This is a genomic window from Actinomadura rugatobispora, assembly GCF_055379765.1.
The window spans coordinates 9,551,271-9,570,662 of record NZ_AP029191.1; the positions used below are offsets into that span (position 1 = coordinate 9,551,271).

Annotated in this window: 13 protein-coding genes and 3 rRNA genes; 13 read left to right on the forward strand and 3 right to left on the reverse strand. The window is 68.9% G+C overall.

Annotated features, from left to right (window positions below; all coding sequences use genetic code 11):
* Window positions 1–100: 100 nt before the first annotated feature.
* Genes ACZ466_RS43015 through ACZ466_RS43025 form a run of 3 tightly spaced genes read right to left on the reverse strand, consistent with a single transcriptional unit; the run spans window position 101 to window position 2,649 of the window.
* On the reverse strand, window positions 101–1,003 hold the full coding sequence (locus ACZ466_RS43015; RefSeq protein ID WP_378282295.1) for an ABC transporter permease: 903 nt from the start codon (window positions 1,001–1,003) through the stop codon (window positions 101–103).
* Entirely contained in the window at window positions 1,000–2,061 is a 1,062-nt protein-coding gene (locus ACZ466_RS43020) for an ABC transporter ATP-binding protein (protein ID WP_378282294.1), read from the reverse strand. The genes ACZ466_RS43015 and ACZ466_RS43020 overlap by 4 nt, the downstream gene beginning before the upstream one ends.
* A gap of 42 nt (window positions 2,062–2,103) precedes the next feature.
* Window positions 2,104–2,649 carry a MarR family winged helix-turn-helix transcriptional regulator gene (locus ACZ466_RS43025; protein WP_378282293.1) on the reverse strand — a complete coding sequence of 182 codons (546 nt, stop codon included), beginning with the start codon at window positions 2,647–2,649 and terminating at the stop codon, window positions 2,104–2,106.
* 133 nt (window positions 2,650–2,782) lie between these two features.
* Here ACZ466_RS43025 and argC point away from each other — a divergent pair, with 133 nt between their 5' ends.
* From argC to rrf, 13 genes are all read left to right on the forward strand, one after another.
* Window positions 2,783–3,811, forward strand: a complete 1,029-nt coding sequence (gene argC, locus ACZ466_RS43030) for an N-acetyl-gamma-glutamyl-phosphate reductase (RefSeq protein WP_378282292.1) — start codon at window positions 2,783–2,785, stop codon at window positions 3,809–3,811.
* Window positions 3,808–4,965, forward strand: coding sequence for a bifunctional glutamate N-acetyltransferase/amino-acid acetyltransferase ArgJ (gene argJ / locus ACZ466_RS43035; RefSeq protein ID WP_378282291.1), 1,158 nt, complete (start codon window positions 3,808–3,810; stop codon window positions 4,963–4,965). Before argC ends, argJ begins: the two co-directional genes overlap by 4 nt.
* A gap of 50 nt (window positions 4,966–5,015) precedes the next feature.
* Window positions 5,016–5,963, forward strand: a complete 948-nt coding sequence (gene argB / locus ACZ466_RS43040; RefSeq protein WP_378282407.1) for an acetylglutamate kinase — start codon at window positions 5,016–5,018, stop codon at window positions 5,961–5,963.
* The gene (locus tag ACZ466_RS43045; RefSeq protein ID WP_378282290.1) at window positions 5,960–7,213 is read left to right on the forward strand and encodes an acetylornithine transaminase; all 1,254 of its coding nucleotides are present in this window, start codon (window positions 5,960–5,962) and stop codon (window positions 7,211–7,213) included. The genes argB and ACZ466_RS43045 overlap by 4 nt, the downstream gene beginning before the upstream one ends.
* A 3-nt stretch (window positions 7,214–7,216) precedes the next feature.
* Window positions 7,217–8,146 carry an ornithine carbamoyltransferase gene (argF, locus tag ACZ466_RS43050; RefSeq protein ID WP_378282289.1) on the forward strand — a complete coding sequence of 310 codons (930 nt, stop codon included), beginning with the start codon at window positions 7,217–7,219 and terminating at the stop codon, window positions 8,144–8,146.
* 8 nt (window positions 8,147–8,154) lie between these two features.
* Window positions 8,155–8,661, forward strand: coding sequence for an arginine repressor (locus tag ACZ466_RS43055; RefSeq protein WP_378282288.1), 507 nt, complete (start codon window positions 8,155–8,157; stop codon window positions 8,659–8,661).
* 182 nt (window positions 8,662–8,843) lie between these two features.
* Complete coding sequence (gene argH, locus ACZ466_RS43060) at window positions 8,844–10,277, forward strand: argininosuccinate lyase (protein ID WP_378282287.1); 1,434 nt, start codon at window positions 8,844–8,846, stop codon at window positions 10,275–10,277.
* A 24-nt stretch (window positions 10,278–10,301) separates the two neighbouring features.
* Window positions 10,302–10,964, forward strand: a complete 663-nt coding sequence (locus tag ACZ466_RS43065; protein ID WP_378282286.1) for a DNA-3-methyladenine glycosylase — start codon at window positions 10,302–10,304, stop codon at window positions 10,962–10,964.
* 26 nt (window positions 10,965–10,990) lie between these two features.
* Window positions 10,991–11,398, forward strand: a complete 408-nt coding sequence (locus ACZ466_RS43070) for a hypothetical protein (protein WP_378282285.1) — start codon at window positions 10,991–10,993, stop codon at window positions 11,396–11,398.
* Window positions 11,399–11,474: 76 nt separating this feature from the next.
* Window positions 11,475–12,749, forward strand: coding sequence for a tyrosine--tRNA ligase (tyrS, locus tag ACZ466_RS43075; RefSeq protein ID WP_378282284.1), 1,275 nt, complete (start codon window positions 11,475–11,477; stop codon window positions 12,747–12,749).
* Window positions 12,750–13,451: 702 nt separating this feature from the next.
* Window positions 13,452–14,967, forward strand: a 16S ribosomal RNA gene (locus tag ACZ466_RS43080).
* Window positions 14,968–15,416: 449 nt separating this feature from the next.
* Window positions 15,417–18,521: ribosomal RNA gene (locus tag ACZ466_RS43085) — 23S ribosomal RNA — on the forward strand.
* Between the two features lie 156 nt (window positions 18,522–18,677).
* Window positions 18,678–18,794, forward strand: a 5S ribosomal RNA gene (gene rrf, locus ACZ466_RS43090).
* The 16S, 23S and 5S rRNA genes sit together here, the layout of an rRNA operon.
* Window positions 18,795–19,392 lie beyond the last annotated feature (598 nt).

Here is a 19,392-nt window from a genome sequence, read left to right on the forward strand (position 1 = left end):
GCCGGGCGGGCCCCATGGGCCTGAACACCCGAAGCGGGGTGTACCTGACGACACCGCCGTGGCCGCCGGGCCGGGCACACTCCGCTCTGCCGCCCGCGGCTCAGGTCAGCACGCGCTTGGTGAACGTGCGCGTCGACACCCAGGTCAGCACCGCCGTGCCGCCGATGACCGCCAGCATGAACGCCCACGTGGGCATGTGCCCGACGTCGGGCGTGAGCGCCGCCCGCAGCCCCTCGCTCACGTACACCAGGGGGTTGAACAGGCTGGCGATCTGCAGCCAGCGGATCTCGTCCAGCGCCGACCACGGGTAGTAGACGCAGCCGAGCATGGTGACCGGCAGCAGGATCACCGCGAAGAGGATCTGCGCCTTCTGCGGGTCGATCAGCGTGCCGAGCAGCAGCCCGCCCGAGGCGGCCAGCAGCGACCCGGCCACCATCATCACGATCAGCACCGCCCAACTGCTGACGTGCACCTGCGGCGCCTGGCCGTCGGCGTGGATGAACAGCACGGCGGGGAAGACCAGCAGCCCGCCGATCAGCCCCTGCAGCCCGGCCGCGGTGATCTTCTGGATGGCCAGCATCGGCACCGGCAGCGGGGCCAGCGCCCGGTCGGTGATGGAGCGCTGCCAGGTCAGCTCCATCATCAGCGGCATGATCGCCGCCATCATCGCCTGCATCAGGATCGAGGAGGCCACCAGCCCCGGCACCAGGACGGTGGTGAAGTTGGCGCCCTGCGCCGCGGCGCCGCCCGCCCCCATCGTCGCCGCACCGCCGCCGATCTTCGGCAGCACGTAGGCGAACACGAACACGAACATCAGCGGCTGGGCCAGCACGCGCAGGAACGTGGCGATGAAGTTCTTGCGCATCACCCGCACCTCGCGGGCCATCATCGCCAGGAACGTCCGCGTCACGGTCGGGCGCATCGCCGGCGGCTCCAGCAGCACCCGCCCGGCCTGCGCGACCTGCCCGGACTGTTCGTCCTGTGCGGCCTGCTCGGTGCTCATTCGCGGTACTCCCGTCCGGTCAGGGTGAGGAACACGGTCTCCAGGCTGGGCCGCAGCTGCGCGGCGTCGGTGACGCCGACCCCGGCCGCCGCGCCGATCGCCACCAGGTCGCCGAGCACGCCGTCGGCCTCGCGGGCGAACACCCGCACCTGCCGCCCGGTGATCTCGACCCTGCCGACGGCCGCGTGCTCGCGCAGCGCCGCGACGCCGTCCGGCGGCGGCCCGTCGTAGGTCACGGTGATCACGGTGTCGGCGCCCGCGGAGGACTTGAGGCCGTCCACGGTGCCGCTGGCCAGGACCTTGCCGTGGTCGACGACCGCGACCCGGTCGCAGAGCGCCTCCGCCTCCTCCATGTAGTGCGTGGTGAGGACGGTGGTCTGCCCGTCGGCCTGCAGCGTGCGCAGCACCTCCCAGAGGTTGACGCGGGTCTGCGGGTCGAGGCCGGCGGTGGGCTCGTCCAGGAACAGCACCTGCGGGCGGTGCACCAGCGCGCGGCAGATCATCAGCCGCTTGGCCTGGCCGCCCGACATCTCGAACGGGTTGCCCTTCCGCCGGTCGGTCAGGTTGAACATCTCCAGCAGCTCGTCGGCGCGGCGCCGGGCGTCCTTGCGCCCCATGCCGAAGTAGCGGCCGCGGAACTCCAGGTTCTCGAACGCGTCCAGGTCGTTGTCGAGGGTGTTGTTCTGCGACACCATCCCGATGCGGCGCTTGACCTCGACCTGGTCGCGGACGACGTCGAGCCCGCACACCTCGGCCCGTCCGGACGTGGGCACCACCAGCGTGGTGAGCATCCCGATGGTGGTCGACTTGCCGGCGCCGTTGGGGCCGAGCAGGCCGAAGAACTCGCCCTGGGCCACGTCCAGGTCGACGCCCTGCACGGCGCGAACGTCGCCGCGCGGGCTGGAGTAGGTCTTGTGCAGATCGACCGTGCGGACGGCCACGGGGCGCTCGTCGCCGCCTGCCGCGGCCGCGGCCGGGGCGGCCCCGGCCACCTTCGCCGCCGCGTCCTCGGGCGCCGTCGCGCCGGAGGACCTGGCGGTCTCCTGGGGTGGGGACACGTGCTCGGTCCTTTCGTCGTGGTCGGGTGGCCGCGTGCGGGGTCAGCGAGGCGGGGCGCAGCCCGGGATGCCGCCCCGGGCCCCGTCCTCGGGGGAGCGCGGGGGATCGTCGTCGGGGAACCGGTCGAAGCGCTCGATCAGGCGGAGCAGGAACCGGCGGACGGCCGGCTCGTCGGCCTCGTCGACCACGTCGTAGAGCTGCCAGAGGTCGTCCTGGAGGGCGTGCCCCGTCTCCGAGACCAGGCTCCGGCCCGAGTCGGTGATGTGCACCAGGACGGCGCGGCGGTCGCGCGGGTCGCGGCGGCGTTCGGCGTGGCCGTTGCGCTCCAGGGTGTCGACCACCGAGGTGACCGTCGCGGGGGTGATCATCAGGCGCTTGGCCAGCTCCCCGGCGCGCAGCCCGTTCTCCAGCATGAGCGCGCGCAGCAGGAAGAAGCCCGCCGGGCTGGCACCGTGCCGCTCCACCAGCCGGTACATGACCGGGCCGGAGAGCCGGGCGGCCGCGGCGAACAGGCGTCCGACGGGCCACTCCTCGACGGGGCCGAGGGCGCTCAGGTCGCCGAAGCCCAGGTTGGGTTCCTCCTGCATGACCCTATTCTTAGGCACCCGAAATTTAGCTGTCAAATGATTAGTTCTCGAAGTATCCTTGAGATCGACTTGAATATCCATCCAGTCTCATGCATACTCTTGCCGTTCGTTCATCGGGGAAGGGGCGGAGACCATGGGAGTCAGGGCGGCGGTCGCCGGCGCCAGCGGATACGCGGGCGGCGAGGTGCTGCGCATCCTCGCCGGCCATCCCGGATTCGAGATCGGCACGCTCACGGCCGGCTCCAACGCCGGCACCGAACTCGGCGCGCACCAGCCGCACCTGCGATCGCTGGCCGGCCGCACGCTCGCGCCGACCACGCCGGACGCCCTGGCCGGGCACGACGTGGTGTTCCTGGCGCTGCCGCACGGCCAGTCCGGGCCGCTGGCCGAGAAGCTGGGCGAGGACGTGCTGGTGGTCGACTGCGGCGCCGACTTCCGGCTCGCCGACCCCGCCGACTGGACCGACTTCTACGGCACCCCGCACGCGGGGACCTGGCCGTACGGGCTCCCCGAGCTGCCCGGCCAGCGCGAGGCCCTCGCCGGGGCCAGGCGCATCGCCGTCCCCGGCTGCTACCCGACCGCGGTCACGCTGGCGCTCTACCCCGCCTTCGCCGCCGGACTGGTCGAGCCCGACGTGGTCGTCGTCGCCGCCTCCGGCACCTCCGGCGCCGGCCGCAGCCTCAAGCCCCACCTGCTGGGCAGCGAGGTCATGGGCTCGGTCAGCGCGTACGGCGTCGGCGGCGTCCACCGGCACACCCCCGAGATGATCCAGAACCTCAGCGGGGTCGCCGGTGAGCCGGTCACCGTGTCGTTCACGCCCACGCTGGCGCCGATGAGCCGCGGCATCCTGGCCACCTGCACGGCCAAGACGCGGCCCGGCGTCACCCTGGAGACCCTGCGCGACGCCTACGGCCTGGCCTACGACGGCGAGCCGTTCGTGGGCCTCCTGCCCGAGGGGCGGTGGCCGGCCACGTCCATGACGCTCGGCGCCAACACCGCCCTCGTCCAGGTCGCCCACGACGAGCGCGCCGGCCGCGCCGTCGTGGTCGCCGCCATCGACAACCTCACCAAGGGCACCGGGGGCGGCGCCGTGCAGAGCGCCAACCTCGCCCTCGGCCTCCACGAAGAACTCGGTCTCACCACGATCGGAGTGTCCCCTTGAGCGTCACCGCCCCACAGGGGTTCCGCGCCGCCGGCGTCGTCGCCGGGCTGAAGGACAGCGGAGCCCGAGACCTGGCCCTGGTCGTCAACGACGGGCCGTCCCGCGCCGCGGCCGGCGTCTTCACCCGCAACCGTGTGAAGGCCGCCCCGGTGCTGTGGTCCGAGCAGGTCCTCAAGGGCGGCAGGGTGCGCGCGGTGGTGCTCAACTCCGGCGGCGCCAACGCCTGCACCGGCCCCGCCGGCTTCCAGGACACCCACGCCACCGCCGAGAAGGTCGCCGAGGTCCTGGACGACTCCGCCGGCGAGATCGCGGTCTGCTCCACCGGACTGATCGGGGAGCGGCTGCCGATGGACGCGCTGCTGTCCGGCGTGGACGCCGCGGGCGGCGAGCTGACGCGCGGCGACGGCGGGCTGGCCGCCGCCGACGCCATCCGCACCACCGACACCGTCGCCAAGATCGCCTTCCGGCAGGGCGCGGGCGGCTACATGATCGGCGGGATGGCCAAGGGCGCCGGCATGCTGGCCCCCTCGCTGGCCACCATGCTCTGCGTGATCACCACCGACGCCGACCTGGACGCCGCCGCCCTGGACCGGGCGCTGCGCGCCGCCACCGGCGTCACCCTGGACCGGCTGGACGCCGACGGCTGCATGTCCACCAACGACACCGTGCTGCTGCTGGCCTCCGGCGCCTCCGGCGTCACGCCCGACGAGGCCGCCTTCACCGCGCTGCTCACCGAGGTCGCCGCCGACCTGACCCGGCAGCTCCTGGTCGACGCCGAGGGCGCGTCCAAGGCGATCACCATCGAGGTCGTCGGCGCCGGCAGCGAGGACGACGCGGTCACCGTCGGCCGCTCCATCGCCCGCAACAACCTGCTCAAGTGCGCCATCCACGGCGAGGACCCCAACTGGGGCCGGGTGCTGTCGGCGGTCGGCACCACCGACGCCGTCTTCGAGCCCGCCCACCTCAACGTCGCGATCAACGGAGTGTGGGTCTGCCGGAACGGCTCGGTCGGCGACGACCGCGACAAGGTCGACCTGCGCCCCCGGGACGTGACGATCACCGTCGACCTGTCGGCGGGCCCGCACAGCGCCACCGTCTGGACGACCGACCTCACCGCCGAGTACGTCCACGAGAATTCGGCGTACAGCACATGAGCCCGGCCGAGGAGCGGAGCGACGGGGTGAGCACGGTCTCCGGGGCGCGGATGCGCAAGAACCGGGCCGGGGTCCTGGAGAAGGCCGGGACGCTGGTCGAGGCGCTGCCCTGGCTGCAGCGGTTCCACGGCACCACCGTCGTGATCAAGTACGGCGGGCACGCGATGACCGACGAGGCGCTGCGCGCCTCGTTCGCCGACGACATCGTGTTCCTGCGCTACGCGGGGCTGCGCCCGGTGATCGTGCACGGCGGCGGCCCGCAGATCAACGCCGCGCTGGACCGGGCCGGGATCGAGTCCAGCTTCACCGCCGGGCTGCGGGTGACCACCCCCGAGGCGATGGAGGTCGTCCGGATGGTGCTGGTCGGCCAGGTCAACCGGGACGTGGTCGGGCTGGTCAACCGGCACGGCGCGTTCGCGGTGGGGATGTCGGGCGAGGACGCCAACCTGTTCACCGCCGAGCGCAAGCACGCCGTGGTGGACGGCGAGCCGGTCGACATCGGCCAGGTCGGGGAGATCGTCGAGGTGCAGGTCGGCGCGGTCCGCGCGCTGCTGGACGACGGCCGGATCCCGGTGGTCTCCAGCGTGGCGCGCGGCGACGACGGCCAGATCTACAACGTCAACGCCGACACCGCCGCGGCCGCGCTGGCGGTGGCGCTGGACGCCGAGAAGCTGGTGGTGCTCACCGACGTGGAGGGCCTGTACGCCGACTGGCCCGCCAGCGACGACGTGATCGACGGCCTCACCACCGACGAGCTGGCGGGGCTGCTGCCCGAGCTGTCGTCGGGGATGGTGCCCAAGATGGAGGCCTGCCTGCACGCGGTGCGGGGCGGGGTCCCGCAGGCGCACGTGCTGGACGGCCGGGTGCCGCACTCGCTGCTGCTGGAGATCTTCACCGACGAGGGCGTCGGGACGATGGTGCTGCCCAGCGTGCCGGGCGCCGCCGCCGTCCCGGCCGGGGCCGCGGGGACGGCGAGCGGAGCGGAGGACACGCCATGACCGGGACGAACGGCACGAACACCACGAACACCACGAGCGCGAACGACGATCTCAGGGCGCGGTTCGGGGCGGCGTTCATGCCCAACTACGGCGTCCCGCCGCTGGCGCTGGCGCGCGGCGAGGGCAGCCGGGTGTGGGACGTCGACGGCAACGTCTACCTCGACCTGATCTCCGGCATCGCCGTCAGCAGCCTCGGGCACGGCCACCCGGCCCTGGTCGAGGCGGTGTCCGCGCAGGTCGCGCGCCTCGCCCACACCTCCAACCTCTTCCTGCACGAGCCCGAGGTGCTGCTGGCCGAGAAGCTCCTGGAGCTGCTCGGCGCCGACGCCCGGGTGTTCCTGGCCAACAGCGGCACCGAGGCCAACGAGGCCGCGCTCAAGATCGCCATCAAGTACGGCAAGACGCACGGCCGGTCCTACTTCGTCGCCGCCGAGAACGGCTTCCACGGCCGCAGCATGGGCGCGCTGGCGCTGACCGGCAAGGCCGCCATCCGCGACCCGTTCGGCCCGTACGCGCTGGACGTGCGGTTCGTCCCGTACGGGGACGCCGCGGCGCTCGAGGCCGCGGTGACCGACGAGTGCGCGGCGGTGTTCCTGGAGCCCGCGCAGGGCGAGGCCGGGGTCGTCCCGCCGCCCGAGGGCTACTTCGCCGCCGCGCGGCGGATCTGCGACGCCACCGGGGCGCTGTTCGTGGCCGACGAGATCCAGTCCGCGGTCGGCCGCACCGGGGCCTGGTTCGCCTTCCGGCACGAGCTGGGCGAGGCCGCCCCCGATGTCCTCACCCTCGCCAAGGGGCTGGGCGGCGGCCTGCCGATCGGCGCGTGCGTCGCGTTCGGCCCGCACGGGGACGTCTTCGCCAAGGGCGACCACGGCAGCACGTTCGGCGGCAACCCGGTGAGCGCCGCCGCCGCCCTCGCCGTGATCGGCACCATCGAGAAGGAGGGCCTGCTCGACCAGGTCACCGCCGTCGGGGAGCGCCTGGCCGCCGGGATCGCCGCCGTCGGCCACCCCCTGCTGGCCGCCGGGGACGCCGGCGTGCGCGGCCGCGGACTGTGGCGGGCGCTGGTGCTGACCGCCGACCGCTCCGCCGCGGTCGAGGCCGCCGCCCGCTCCGCCGGGTTCCTGGTCAACGCCCTGCAGCCGGCCGCGGTCCGGCTCGCCCCGCCCCTCATCCTCACCCCCGACCAGGCGGGGTCGTTCGTGGACGCCCTCCCGGCGATCCTCGACGCCGCCGCCGAGAAGGAGAACTGACCGATGGCCAGGCACTTCCTCCGGGACGACGATCTCACGCCCGCCGAGCAGGCCGAGGTGCTGGAGCTGGCCGCCGCCATGAAGCGCGACCGGTTCGCCCACCGGCCCCTGGAAGGCCCCCGGACGGTGGCGGTGCTGTTCGACAAGCCGTCCACCCGCACCCGGATCTCCTTCGCCACCGGCATCGCCGAGCTCGGCGGCCACGCCCTGGTCCTGGACGCCGGCACCAGCCAGCTCGGCCGCGGGGAGAGCATCTCCGACACCGCCCGGGTCCTGGAACGGCAGGCCGGCGCGATCGTGTGGCGGACCGCGGGGCAGGAGCGGATCGAGGAGATGGCCGCGGGCACGACCGTCCCGGTGATCAACGCCCTCACCGACGAGTTCCACCCCTGCCAGGTCCTCGCCGACCTGCAGACGGTCCGGGAGTCCAAGGGAGCCCTCGCCGGGCTGACCCTCGCCTACTTCGGCGACGGCGCCAACAACATGGCCCACTCCTACCTGCTGGGCGGCGCCACCGCCGGGATGCACGTGCGGATCGGCGCCCCCGAGTCGCTGCCGCCCGACGCCGCGGTCGTGGCCCGCGCCGCGGAGATCGCCGCGTCCACCGGCGGGTCCGTGACCGTCACCGCCGACGCCAAGCGGGCCGCCGCCGGCGCCGACGTGCTGGCCACCGACACCTGGGTGTCGATGGGGCAGGAGGGCAAGGACACCTCGCTGTACGAGCCGTACGCCGTCGACGAGGCGCTGCTGGCCCAGGCGGACGACGACGCGATCGTGCTGCACTGCCTGCCCGCCTACCGCGGCAAGGAGATCGCCGCCGCCGTCCTCGACGGCCCCCGCAGCGTGGTCTGGGACGAGGCGGAGAACCGGCTGCACGCGCAGAAGGCGCTGATCGCCTGGCTGCTGGAGCGCTCGGCGGGCGGCGCGCGATGACGATCCCGATGACCAAGACCGCGCGCCAGGCCAAGGTCGTCGATCTGCTGTCCCGCAACCACGTCCACTCCCAGGCGGAGCTGGCCAAGCTGCTGGCCGACGAGGGCGTCGAGGTCACCCAGGCGACGCTGTCGCGCGACCTCGTGGAGATCGGCGCGGTCCGGCTCCGCGGCGACGACGGCAGCCTGATCTACGCCGTCCCGGGGGAGGGCGGCGACCGGATCCGGCGCGCCCGCACCGGAGGCGACGCCGAGTCGTTCACCGGCCGGCTCGGCCGGCTGGCCGCCGAACTCCTGGTCTCCGCCGAGGCGTCGGCCAACCTGGTCATGGTGCGGACCCCGCCGGGCGCCGCCCAGTACCTGGCCTCGGCCATCGACCACGCCGAGTGGCCCTCGGTCCTCGGCACGGTCGCCGGCGACGACTCCATCCTCGTGATCGCGCGCAGCCCGGACGGCGGCGAGGAACTGGCCCAGGCGCTGCTGAAGCTGGCCGCCGGGCGGGAACGGCGCGGCTGACCGGCCCTCGGGGCCGGGCTCGCGGCCGTGCGTTGATGCCGGATGCCCGGGTGGCAGTACGGTTGGACGGGCACCTGCGCGCCCGGGCCGAGCCGGACTCCGGAGACAGCAGGAGACCCCGGCGCCCGCGCGGTGACGCGGCACCGAGGAACAAACCCCTAGCGGTGGGAAAGAGGATTTTCGTGACGAAGGCACCGACGCGACTGTGGGGCGGCCGGTTCGAGGGCGGGCCGTCGGACGCGCTCGCGCGGCTCTCGGTGAGCGTCCAGTTCGACTGGCGGCTCGCCCCGTACGACCTGATGGGCTCGCGCGCGCACGCCCGCGTGCTCAACCGGGCGGGGCTGCTCACCGGCGACGAGCTCGAGCGCATGCTCGGTGCCCTCGACGACCTGGAGACGGCCTGCCGCAACGGCGAGTTCCGTCCCACCGTCGCCGACGAGGACGTGCACACCGCGCTGGAGCGCGGCCTGCTGGAACGCCTCGGCGCCCTCGGCGGCAAGCTGCGCGCCGGCCGCAGCCGCAACGACCAGGTCGCCACCGACCTGCGGCTCTACCTGCGCGACCACGTCCGGCAGATCGTCAGCCGGCTGGTCGAGTTGGAGACCGCGCTGATCACCCAGGCCGAGCACAACATGGGCGTCGCCGCCCCCGGCATGACCCACCTCCAGCACGCCCAGCCCGTGCTGTTCTCCCACCAGCTGCTGGCGCACGTTCAGCCGCTCACCCGCGACATCGACCGGCTGCGCGACTGGGACCGCCGCGCCGCGGTCTCCCCGCTCGGCTCGGGCGCCCTGGCCGGCTCGTCGCTGCCGCTGGACCCGCAGGCCACCGCCGCCGAGCTCGGCTTCGACGCGGCCGCCCCCAACTCCATGGACGCCGTCGCCGACCGCGACTTCGTCGCCGAGTTCCTCTTCGCCGCCGCGCTCACCGGCGTCCACCTCTCCCGCCTGGGCGAGGAGATCTGCCTGTGGGCCTCGCAGGAGTTCCGGTGGATCGAGATGGACGACACCTACGCCACCGGGTCGTCGATCATGCCGCAGAAGAAGAACCCCGACGTCGCCGAGCTGGCCCGCGGCAAGGCCGGCCGCCTCATCGGCCACCTGGTCGGCCTCCTGACCACCCTCAAGGGCCTGCCGCTGACCTACAACCGCGACCTGCAGGAGGACAAGGAGGGCGCCTTCGACGCCGTCGAGACGCTGCTGCTCGTGCTCCCCGCCATGTCCGGCCTGATCGCGACCATGCGGGTCAACACCGAGCGCCTGGAGTCCTCGGCCCCCGACGGCTTCGCCCTGGCCACCGACCTGGCCGAGCTGCTGGTCCGGCGCGGCGTCGCCTTCCGCGACGCGCACGAGGTCGTCGGCCACCTGGTCGTCTGGTGCCAGGTCAACGACAAGGACTTCGACGACCTCACCGACGAGGAGCTGGTCAAGGTGTCCCCGCACCTGACCCCGGACGTCCGCGAGGTTTTCAACGTCCAGGGCGCCCTGGCCAGCCGCAAGGCGCACGGCGGCACCGCCCCCGACCGCGTCCGCGACCAGCTGGCCTCGCTGCGCGCCCTCGTCGACGGCCACGCCGCCTGGGCCGCGGGCTCGGACGGCACCGACACCGACTCCTGACCCCTCCTGGACGCGACCCGCACGATGGCACCCACACAACCCCCCGGGGGGCCCGAGGTCTCCGCCCAGGCCCTCACCCGCGAACCGCTGCCCAGGGAGTTCTTCGACCGGCCCGTGGAGGAGGTCGCCCCGGACCTGCTCGGGCACGTCCTCGTCCACGGCGACGTCGCGCTGCGCCTCACCGAGGTCGAGGCGTACGCGGGCATGCTCGACCCCGCCTCGCACGCGTACCGCGGGCTCACGCCCCGTACGGCGGTGATGTTCGGGCCTCCGGGGCACGCCTACGTGTACTTCACCTACGGCATGCACTTCTGCGTGAACCTGGTCTGCGGCGAGGACGGCACGGCCTCGGCCGTCCTGCTGCGCGCCGGCGGGATCGTCGCCGGGATGGGCACCGCCAGGGAACGCCGCCCGAACTCCACCGAACGCGACCTGGCCCGCGGCCCCGCACGGCTGTGCACCGCCCTGGGCATCGGGCGCGACCAGAACGGCTCGGACGTGTGCTCCCCGGACCGCCCGCTGAAGATCACGGCGGGGGAGCCGGCCGACCCGTCCCGGATCAGGTCAGGACCCCGCACCGGCGTGAACGGGGGCAAGGAGACGCCCTGGCGCTTCTGGATCGACGGCGACCCCACCGTCTCCCCGTACCGCGCCCACGTCCCGCGCAAGCGGAAACCGACCGCATGACCCCCGGACTGGAAGAGGAGGGCGCAATGCCCCGCAAAGCGGCCCGCGGGAGCTCCCGCGGGATCGCCCTGGCCGCCTCCCTCGTGCCGGCCGTGGTCATCCTCGCGGTCCTCTTCCTGGACCTGACGCTGCAGCGCACGACCACGCTGAAGCAGCTGCAGCAACCGTCGACCATCCAGTACCCGGACGAGTCGCAGCACTACATAGGCTTGCAGGAAGGACGCAGCCTGATCTTCGGCCGGGTCGTGGAGCACCAGATCTACGCCGGACGCGACTCGGGCCTGGGGTACGGGCACTTCGTGGAGATCGAACTCCCGGTCGGAGACCGGCCCGTGCTCAAGGACGCCGTCTGGGAACCCGCCGGCGTCCGGGCCCGGTTCGCCTCGGGACACGAACTCTTCGTGCCCGCCCGCTCTTTCATGTATGGCCGCTGAAAACCGTTACGGTGAACGGCGGCCCATCAGGCAACCTGGTAGACGTACCACCGGCAATGCTGGAACGAGGGAGAACGTGACCGACATCCTCGACGATCTCGCGTGGCGCGAACTGATCGCGCAGTCCACCGATCTGGACGAACTGCGGGCACTGCTCGCCGCGGGGCCGGTCACGCTCTATTGCGGATTCGACCCGACCGCGCCGTCGCTGCACCTGGGCAACCTCATCCAGATCCTGCTGCTGCGCCGCTTCCAGCAGGCCGGGCACCGTCCCATCGGCCTGGTCGGCGGCGCCACCGGACTGATCGGCGACCCCAGCGGCAAGAGCGCCGAGCGGGTCCTGAACTCCGAGGAGACCGTCGCCGGCTGGGTCCGGCGGATCCACGGGCAGATCTCCCGGTTCCTGGACTTCGGCGACGCCCCCGAATCGGCCACCATGGTCAGCAACCTCGACTGGACCGGCGGGCTGTCGGTCATCGAGTTCCTGCGCGACATCGGCAAGCACTTCCCGGTCAACCGCATGCTGGCGCGCGAGACGGTGAAGACCCGCCTCGAGACCGGGCTGAGCTACACCGAGTTCAGCTACGTGCTGCTGCAGTCGATGGACTACCTGGAACTGCACCGGCGGTACGGCTGCCTGCTCCAGACCGGCGGCAGCGACCAGTGGGGCAACCTCACCGCGGGCGTCGACCTGATCCGCCGGGTGGAGGGGGCGTCCGCGCACGCCCTCACCACCCCGCTGCTCACCAAGGCCGACGGCAGCAAGTTCGGCAAGACCGCCGGCGGCGAGACCTACTGGCTCGACCCCGAGCTGACCTCGCCGTACGCGTTCTACCAGTTCTGGTTCAACGCCGACGACCGCGACGTGGAGAAGTTCCTCAAGGTGTTCTCCTTCCGCTCGCGGGAGGAGATCGAGGACCTGGTCAAGCAGGGCGGCGACCGTCCGGCCGCGCGCATCCCGCAGCGGGCGCTCGCGGAGGAGATGACCACGCTCGTCCACGGCGCCGACGAGACCGACCGCGCCGTCGCGGCGTCCCGCGCCCTCTTCGGCCAGGGGGCTCTGGAGGAGCTGGACGAGCGGACCCTCCGGTCGGCGCTGGCCGAGGTCCCCCGCGTGGAGATCCCGACGGGCGAGCTGCCGCCCGTGGCCGACCTGCTGGCGTCGTCCGGGCTGTGCAAGAGCAAGTCGGAGGCGCGGCGCGCGATCGCCCAGGGCGGCGCGTACCTGAACAACACCAAGGTCGCCGCCGAGGACGCCGTGCCGTCCGCGGACGACCTGCTGCACGGCCGCTTCCTCGTCCTGAGGCGGGGCAAGCGCAACGTGGGCGGCGTAGAGGTCAAGCGAGACTGACCTCCACGCGGCCATGAGGCACAAGGAGCCCGGGTCCCGGTCCGTTCGCTGACGCGGGGCCCGGGCTCCTGCCGTGCGGCCGTGGACGCGCGTCTGGGCGTCCACCTGCGCGGAAGCGCGCCGACCTCGGACGGCCGGCACGGAAAAGCTCGGTAGATTCACGTCACAGTGCGGTCACGGGACGGGTGTTACGGGCATGTTCCAACGCCTGAAAACGCCCTGTCACCTGGGGTTTCAGGTCCTCCGATCCCCGATTTGACGCTGTTGCGGGACCGACCTAATGTTCTACCTGCCCCAAGGGGAGCGGGACGCCGACAGGCGGCTGGCCCGAGGGGAACCTCCCAGACCGCAGGCGTGAAGATTCTTCACGTCCTTCGGACCTGGGAGGTACACCGAACCGGACGAAGTTTGACAAATCGGTCGAGTCGGGTAGGGTAGAAGGGTTGCCCCGGAGGACGGGCTCGCGAGAGTGGGCGCGAACGCGGTGGGTGTCCGTTTCTTGAGAACTCAACAGCGTGTTAAAAGCCAGTGCCTTTATAGGTCCGGCCGTTTAGGTCGGACCACCCCGTGGCCGCGGTCCCTTCTTGTGAGGGTTCGTGGTGGGGATTTCTTTGAGGCAGTGCACCGGCCCGTGTACGGGTTGGTGTTTTGCTGGGATTTTTTCCTGAGGTTTGGCGGCTTTTCGGAGTCGTCGTTCGGACCTTGATGGAGAGTTTGATCCTGGCTCAGGACGAACGCTGGCGGCGTGCTTAACACATGCAAGTCGAGCGGAAAGGCTCCTTCGGGGGTACTCGAGCGGCGAACGGGTGAGTAACACGTGAGCAACCTGCCCCTGACTCTGGGATAAGCCTGGGAAACCGGGTCTAATACCGGATATGACCCTCCGTCGCATGGTGTGAGGGTGGAAAGTTTTTCGGTTGGGGATGGGCTCGCGGCCTATCAGCTTGTTGGTGGGGTGATGGCCTACCAAGGCGACGACGGGTAACCGGCCTGAGAGGGCGACCGGTCACACTGGGACTGAGACACGGCCCAGACTCCTACGGGAGGCAGCAGTGGGGAATCTTGCGCAATGGGCGGAAGCCTGACGCAGCGACGCCGCGTGGGGGATGACGGCCTTCGGGTTGTAAACCTCTTTCAGCAGGGACGAAGCTAACGTGACGGTACCTGCAGAAGAAGCGCCGGCTAACTACGTGCCAGCAGCCGCGGTAATACGTAGGGCGCAAGCGTTGTCCGGAATTATTGGGCGTAAAGAGCTCGTAGGCGGTTTGTTGCGTCCGTCGTGAAAGCCCACGGCTTAACTGTGGGTCTGCGGTGGATACGGGCAGACTAGAGGCAGGTAGGGGAGCATGGAATTCCCGGTGTAGCGGTGAAATGCGCAGATATCGGGAGGAACACCGGTGGCGAAGGCGGTGCTCTGGGCCTGTACTGACGCTGAGGAGCGAAAGCGTGGGGAGCGAACAGGATTAGATACCCTGGTAGTCCACGCCGTAAACGTTGGGCGCTAGGTGTGGGGTCCTTCCACGGATTCCGCGCCGCAGCTAACGCATTAAGCGCCCCGCCTGGGGAGTACGGCCGCAAGGCTAAAACTCAAAGGAATTGACGGGGGCCCGCACAAGCGGCGGAGCATGTTGCTTAATTCGACGCAACGCGAAGAACCTTACCAAGGCTTGACATCGCCGGAAAACTCGCAGAGATGCGGGGTCCTTTTGGGCCGGTGACAGGTGGTGCATGGCTGTCGTCAGCTCGTGTCGTGAGATGTTGGGTTAAGTCCCGCAACGAGCGCAACCCTCGTTCCATGTTGCCAGCACTTCGGGTGGGGACTCATGGGAGACCGCCGGGGTCAACTCGGAGGAAGGTGGGGATGACGTCAAGTCATCATGCCCCTTATGTCTTGGGCTGCAAACATGCTACAATGGCCGGTACAAAGGGCTGCGATACCGTGAGGTGGAGCGAATCCCGTAAAGCCGGTCTCAGTTCGGATCGAAGTCTGCAACTCGACTTCGTGAAGTCGGAGTCGCTAGTAATCGCAGATCAGCAACGCTGCGGTGAATACGTTCCCGGGCCTTGTACACACCGCCCGTCACGTCACGAAAGTCGGCAACACCCGAAGCCCGTGGCCCAACCTTTTTGGGGGGAGCGGTCGAAGGTGGGGCCGGCGATTGGGACGAAGTCGTAACAAGGTAGCCGTACCGGAAGGTGCGGCTGGATCACCTCCTTTCTAAGGAGCACAGTCGGCTACGAGTGCCTCTAGGGGGCTTGTGGTCGGTGGCCGTCTTCGGCAGCGAGTGTCTGCCGGGTGGCTGCTCATAGATGTGGAGCACTGGTTATTCAGCTCGCCGCTCGTGCGAGCCGGCTAGTACCGCCTGACTCTTCGGGGTCGGGAGTGGGAACGTTGGTCGTCGGGCGGGTGGGGAGCTGGACACGCTGTTGGGTCCTGAGGAAACGGACCCTTCAGCCCCTGAACACGAGAGTCTTCGACTCGGGTGTGATGGGGCTGGGTTGTTTCTTCTGGATTGCGGGGCTGGTTGCCCTGGTCGCCGGTTGGTGGCTGGGGGGCTGGTGGTCCCGGTTGTTTTTTGAGAACTGCACAGTGGACGCGAGCATCTCTGAATGAGGGCCCTTTCGGGGGTTCTTGTTCTCTGTTGCGATTTGTTGATCGTTTTGTGTGTTCAAGTTTTTAAGGGCATACGGTGGATGCCTTGGCATCAGGAGCCGATGAAGGACGTGGGAGCCTGCGATATGCCTCGGGGAGTCGGCAACCAGACTTTGATCCGGGGATTTCCGAATGGGGAAACCTGGCACCCGTCATGGGGTGTCGCCGCCGTCTGAATGTATAGGGCGGTTGGTGGGAACGCGGGGAAGTGAAACATCTCAGTACCCGCAGGAAGAGAAAACAATAGTGATTCCGTGAGTAGTGGTGAGCGAAAGCGGAGGAGCCTAAACCGTGCGCGTGTGATAGCCGGCAGGCGTTGCGTGTGCGGGGTTGTGGGACCATCCGGTCAGTGCTGCCGTGCTGACAAGAAGTTACAAACTGCTCGGGTAGTCGAATGGCATGGGAAGGCCGACCGTAGACGGTGAGAGTCCGGTAGACGAAATCTGAGTGGCTTCTGGGTGTGTTCCCGAGTAGCACGGGGCCCGTGAAATCCCGTGTGAATCTGCCACGACCACGTGGTAAGGCTGAATACTTCCTGATGACCGATAGCGGACCAGTACCGTGAGGGAAAGGTGAAAAGTGCCCCGGTGAGGGGTCGTGAAAGAGTACCTGAAACCGTGTGCCTACAAGCCGTCAGAGCGTCCTCAGCCCTTTCGGGGGTTGTTCGTGATGGCGTGCCTTTTGAAGAATGAGCCTGCGAGTTATGGTGTGTGGCGAGGTTAACCGGTGGCGGGTAGCCGTAGCGAAAGCGAGTCTGAATAGGGCGTTTGAGTCGCATGCTGTAGACCCGAAGCGGAGTGATCTAGCCATGGGCAGGGTGAAGCGCCGGTAAGACGGTGTGGAGGCCCGAACCCACCAGGGTTGAAAACCTGGGGGATGACCTGTGGTTAGGGGTGAAAGGCCAATCAAACTCCGTGATAGCTGGTTCTCCCCGAAATGCATTTAGGTGCAGCGTTGCGTGTTTCTTGCCGGAGGTAGAGCTACTGGATGGCCGATGGGCCCGACAAGGTTACTGACGTCAGCCAAACTCCGAATGCCGGTAAGTGAGAGCGTGGCAGTGAGACTGCGGGGGATAAGCTTCGTAGTCGAGAGGGAAACAGCCCAGATCATCGGTTAAGGCCCCTAAGCGTGTGCTAAGTGGTAAAGGATGTGGAGTTGCCGTGACAACCAGGAGGTTGGCTTAGAAGCAGCCATCCTTGAAAGAGTGCGTAATAGCTCACTGGTCAAGTGATTCCGCGCCGACAATGTAGCGGGGCTCAAGCACACCGCCGAAGCCGTGGCATTTCAGTCGTGAGGCTGGGATGGGTAGGGGAGCGTCCTGCGTCCGGTGAAGCCGCCGAGTGATCGTGTGGTGGAGGGCGTGGGAGTGAGAATGCAGGCATGAGTAGCGAATGGAGAGTGAGAAACTCTCCCGCCGGATGACCAAGGGTTCCTGGGGCAGGCTAATCCGCCCAGGGTAAGTCGGGACCTAAGGCGAGGCCGACAGGCATAGTCGATGGACAACGGGTTGATATTCCCGTACCCGCTGGTATGCGCCAACGCTGAATCCTCTGATGCTAAGACCCTGAATCCTGGTTGGAGCCTTCGGGTTTCTTCCGGGCCTAGCGGTCGGCCCGAGGGGGTAGTAGGTGAGCGATGGGGTGACGCAGGAGGGTAGCTCAGCCCAGGCGATGGTTGTCCTGGGGTAAGCATGTAGCCCGGTGTGCAGGTAAATCCGCATGCCGTTGAGGGTGAGATGTGATGCCGAGCCGTTTTAGGTGAAGTGAGTGATCCCATGCTGCCGAGAAAAGCCTCTAGTGAGTGTACCGGCGGCCCGTACCCTAAACCGACTCAGGTGGTCAGGTAGAGAATACCAAGGCGATCGGGTGAACTGTGGTTAAGGAACTCGGCAAATTGCCCCCGTAACTTTGGGAGAAGGGGGACCACGTCCGGTGATGGCACTTGCTGCCGGAGCTGGGGGTGGTCGCAGAGGCCAGGGGGAAGCGACTGTTTACTAAAAACACAGGTCCGTGCGAAGTCGTAAGACGCTGTATACGGACTGACGCCTGCCCGGTGCCGGAACGTTAAGAGGACCGGTTAGGCCTTCGGGTCGAAGCTGAGAATCTAAGCGCCGGTAAACGGCGGTGGTAACTATAACCATCCTAAGGTAGCGAAATTCCTTGTCGGGTAAGTTCCGACCTGCACGAATGGCGTAACGACTTCCCCGCTGTCTCAACCACAGGCCCGGTGAAATTGCAGTACGAGTAAAGATGCTCGTTTCGCGCAGCAGGACGGAAAGACCCCGGGACCTTCACTATAGCTTGGCATTGGCGTTTGGAGCGTCTTGTGTAGGATAGGTGGGAGACTGTGAAGCCGGCACGCCAGTGTCGGTGGAGTCGTTGGTGAAATACCACTCTGGTCGTTTTGAGCGTCTAACCCGCACCCGTGGATCCGGGTGGGGGACAGTGCCTGGTGGGTAGTTTAACTGGGGCGGTTGCCTCCCAAAGAGTAACGGAGGCGCCCAAAGGTTCCCTCAGCCTGGTTGGCAATCAGGTGGTGAGTGCAAGGGCACAAGGGAGCTTGACTGTGAGACTGACAGGTCGAGCAGGTGCGAAAGCAGGGCCTAGTGATCCGGCACCGGCGTGTGGAAGCGGTGTCGCTCAACGGCTAAAAGGTACCCCGGGGATAACAGGCTGATCTTCCCCAAGAGTCCATATCGACGGGATGGTTTGGCACCTCGATGTCGGCTCGTCGCATCCTGGGGCTGGAGTAGGTCCCAAGGGTTGGGCTGTTCGCCCATTAAAGCGGCACGCGAGCTGGGTTTAGAACGTCGCGAGACAGTTCGGTCCCTATCCGCTGCGCGCGTAGGAGAATTGAGAGGGTCTGTCCCTAGTACGAGAGGACCGGGACGGACGGACCTCTGGTGTGCCAGTTGTCCCGCCAGGGGCACGGCTGGTTGGCTACGTTCGGTCGGGATAACCGCTGAAAGCATCTAAGCGGGAAGCCTTCCTCGAGATGAGTTCTCCCTCCCACTTCGGTGGGGTAAGGCTCCCAGTAGACGACTGGGTTGATAGGCCGGAGATGGAAGCTCGGTAACGGGTGGAGTTGACCGGTACTAATAGGCCGAGTGGCTTGACACACCCTGATCGGCAGGTCTGCTGCGGTTGGTGTTCGCGTCCCTGTGTGGTTCCCGGAGAACAAACGGGAACCCCGTGTGTTTGAGTCTTGAATAGTGTGAGCCGTACGGCTCGAACGAGCTTGCCACCGGCCCTGCAGGGGTTGGTGTGCGTGGGTCGTTCGGTGGTTATGGCGAAGGGGAAACACCCGGTCCCATCCCGAACCCGGAAGTTAAGCCCTTCAGCGCCGATGGTACTGCATGGGAGACTGTGTGGGAGAGTAGGACACCGCCGGACATTTATTGGTCGAGGGTCGCCCCGATTTATGGGGCGGCCCTCGACGCGTGTCGTGGACCTGTCAATATGGGTGGAACAGGTCCATGGAGCCACCGAGAACAGTGACGGACGTGATGAGCGCGGAAGAGGACGGCCGCAGCGACGACAACCGCGAGCGGCGCGGGAAGAACGGGGGGCGTGGTACGCCGCCCCGTCGCGGGGGGAACACCCGCAGCGGCCCCGGTGGTTCGGGGTACCGCAAGGGCGGTGGCCCGCGGGACCGCGGTTCTCAGGGCAACGGTGGTCGTTACGAGGGCGGCTCGGGCGAAGGCCGCCGGCCCCAGGCCGGCGGCGAACGCGGCCGCTCGTTCGGCGCCGGCCGTCCAGGCTCGGGCGGCGGCGGTTGGAAGAAGCCGCAGGGCGGCAAGAGGGATGACCGCCGTCCGGACCGGCCGTTCAAGCGCGAAGGCGAGCGGCGAGGCCCGGGAGGAACGGAGTCCGGCTCGCAGGAGCGTGGCTCGCAGGAGCGCGGCTTCCATCCCGGAGGCCGTTCTGGTGCTCAACGAGGGCCGCGCGCAGCGGGCGGCCCCCAGGGAGAACGTCGTTTCTCGGGGCGTCC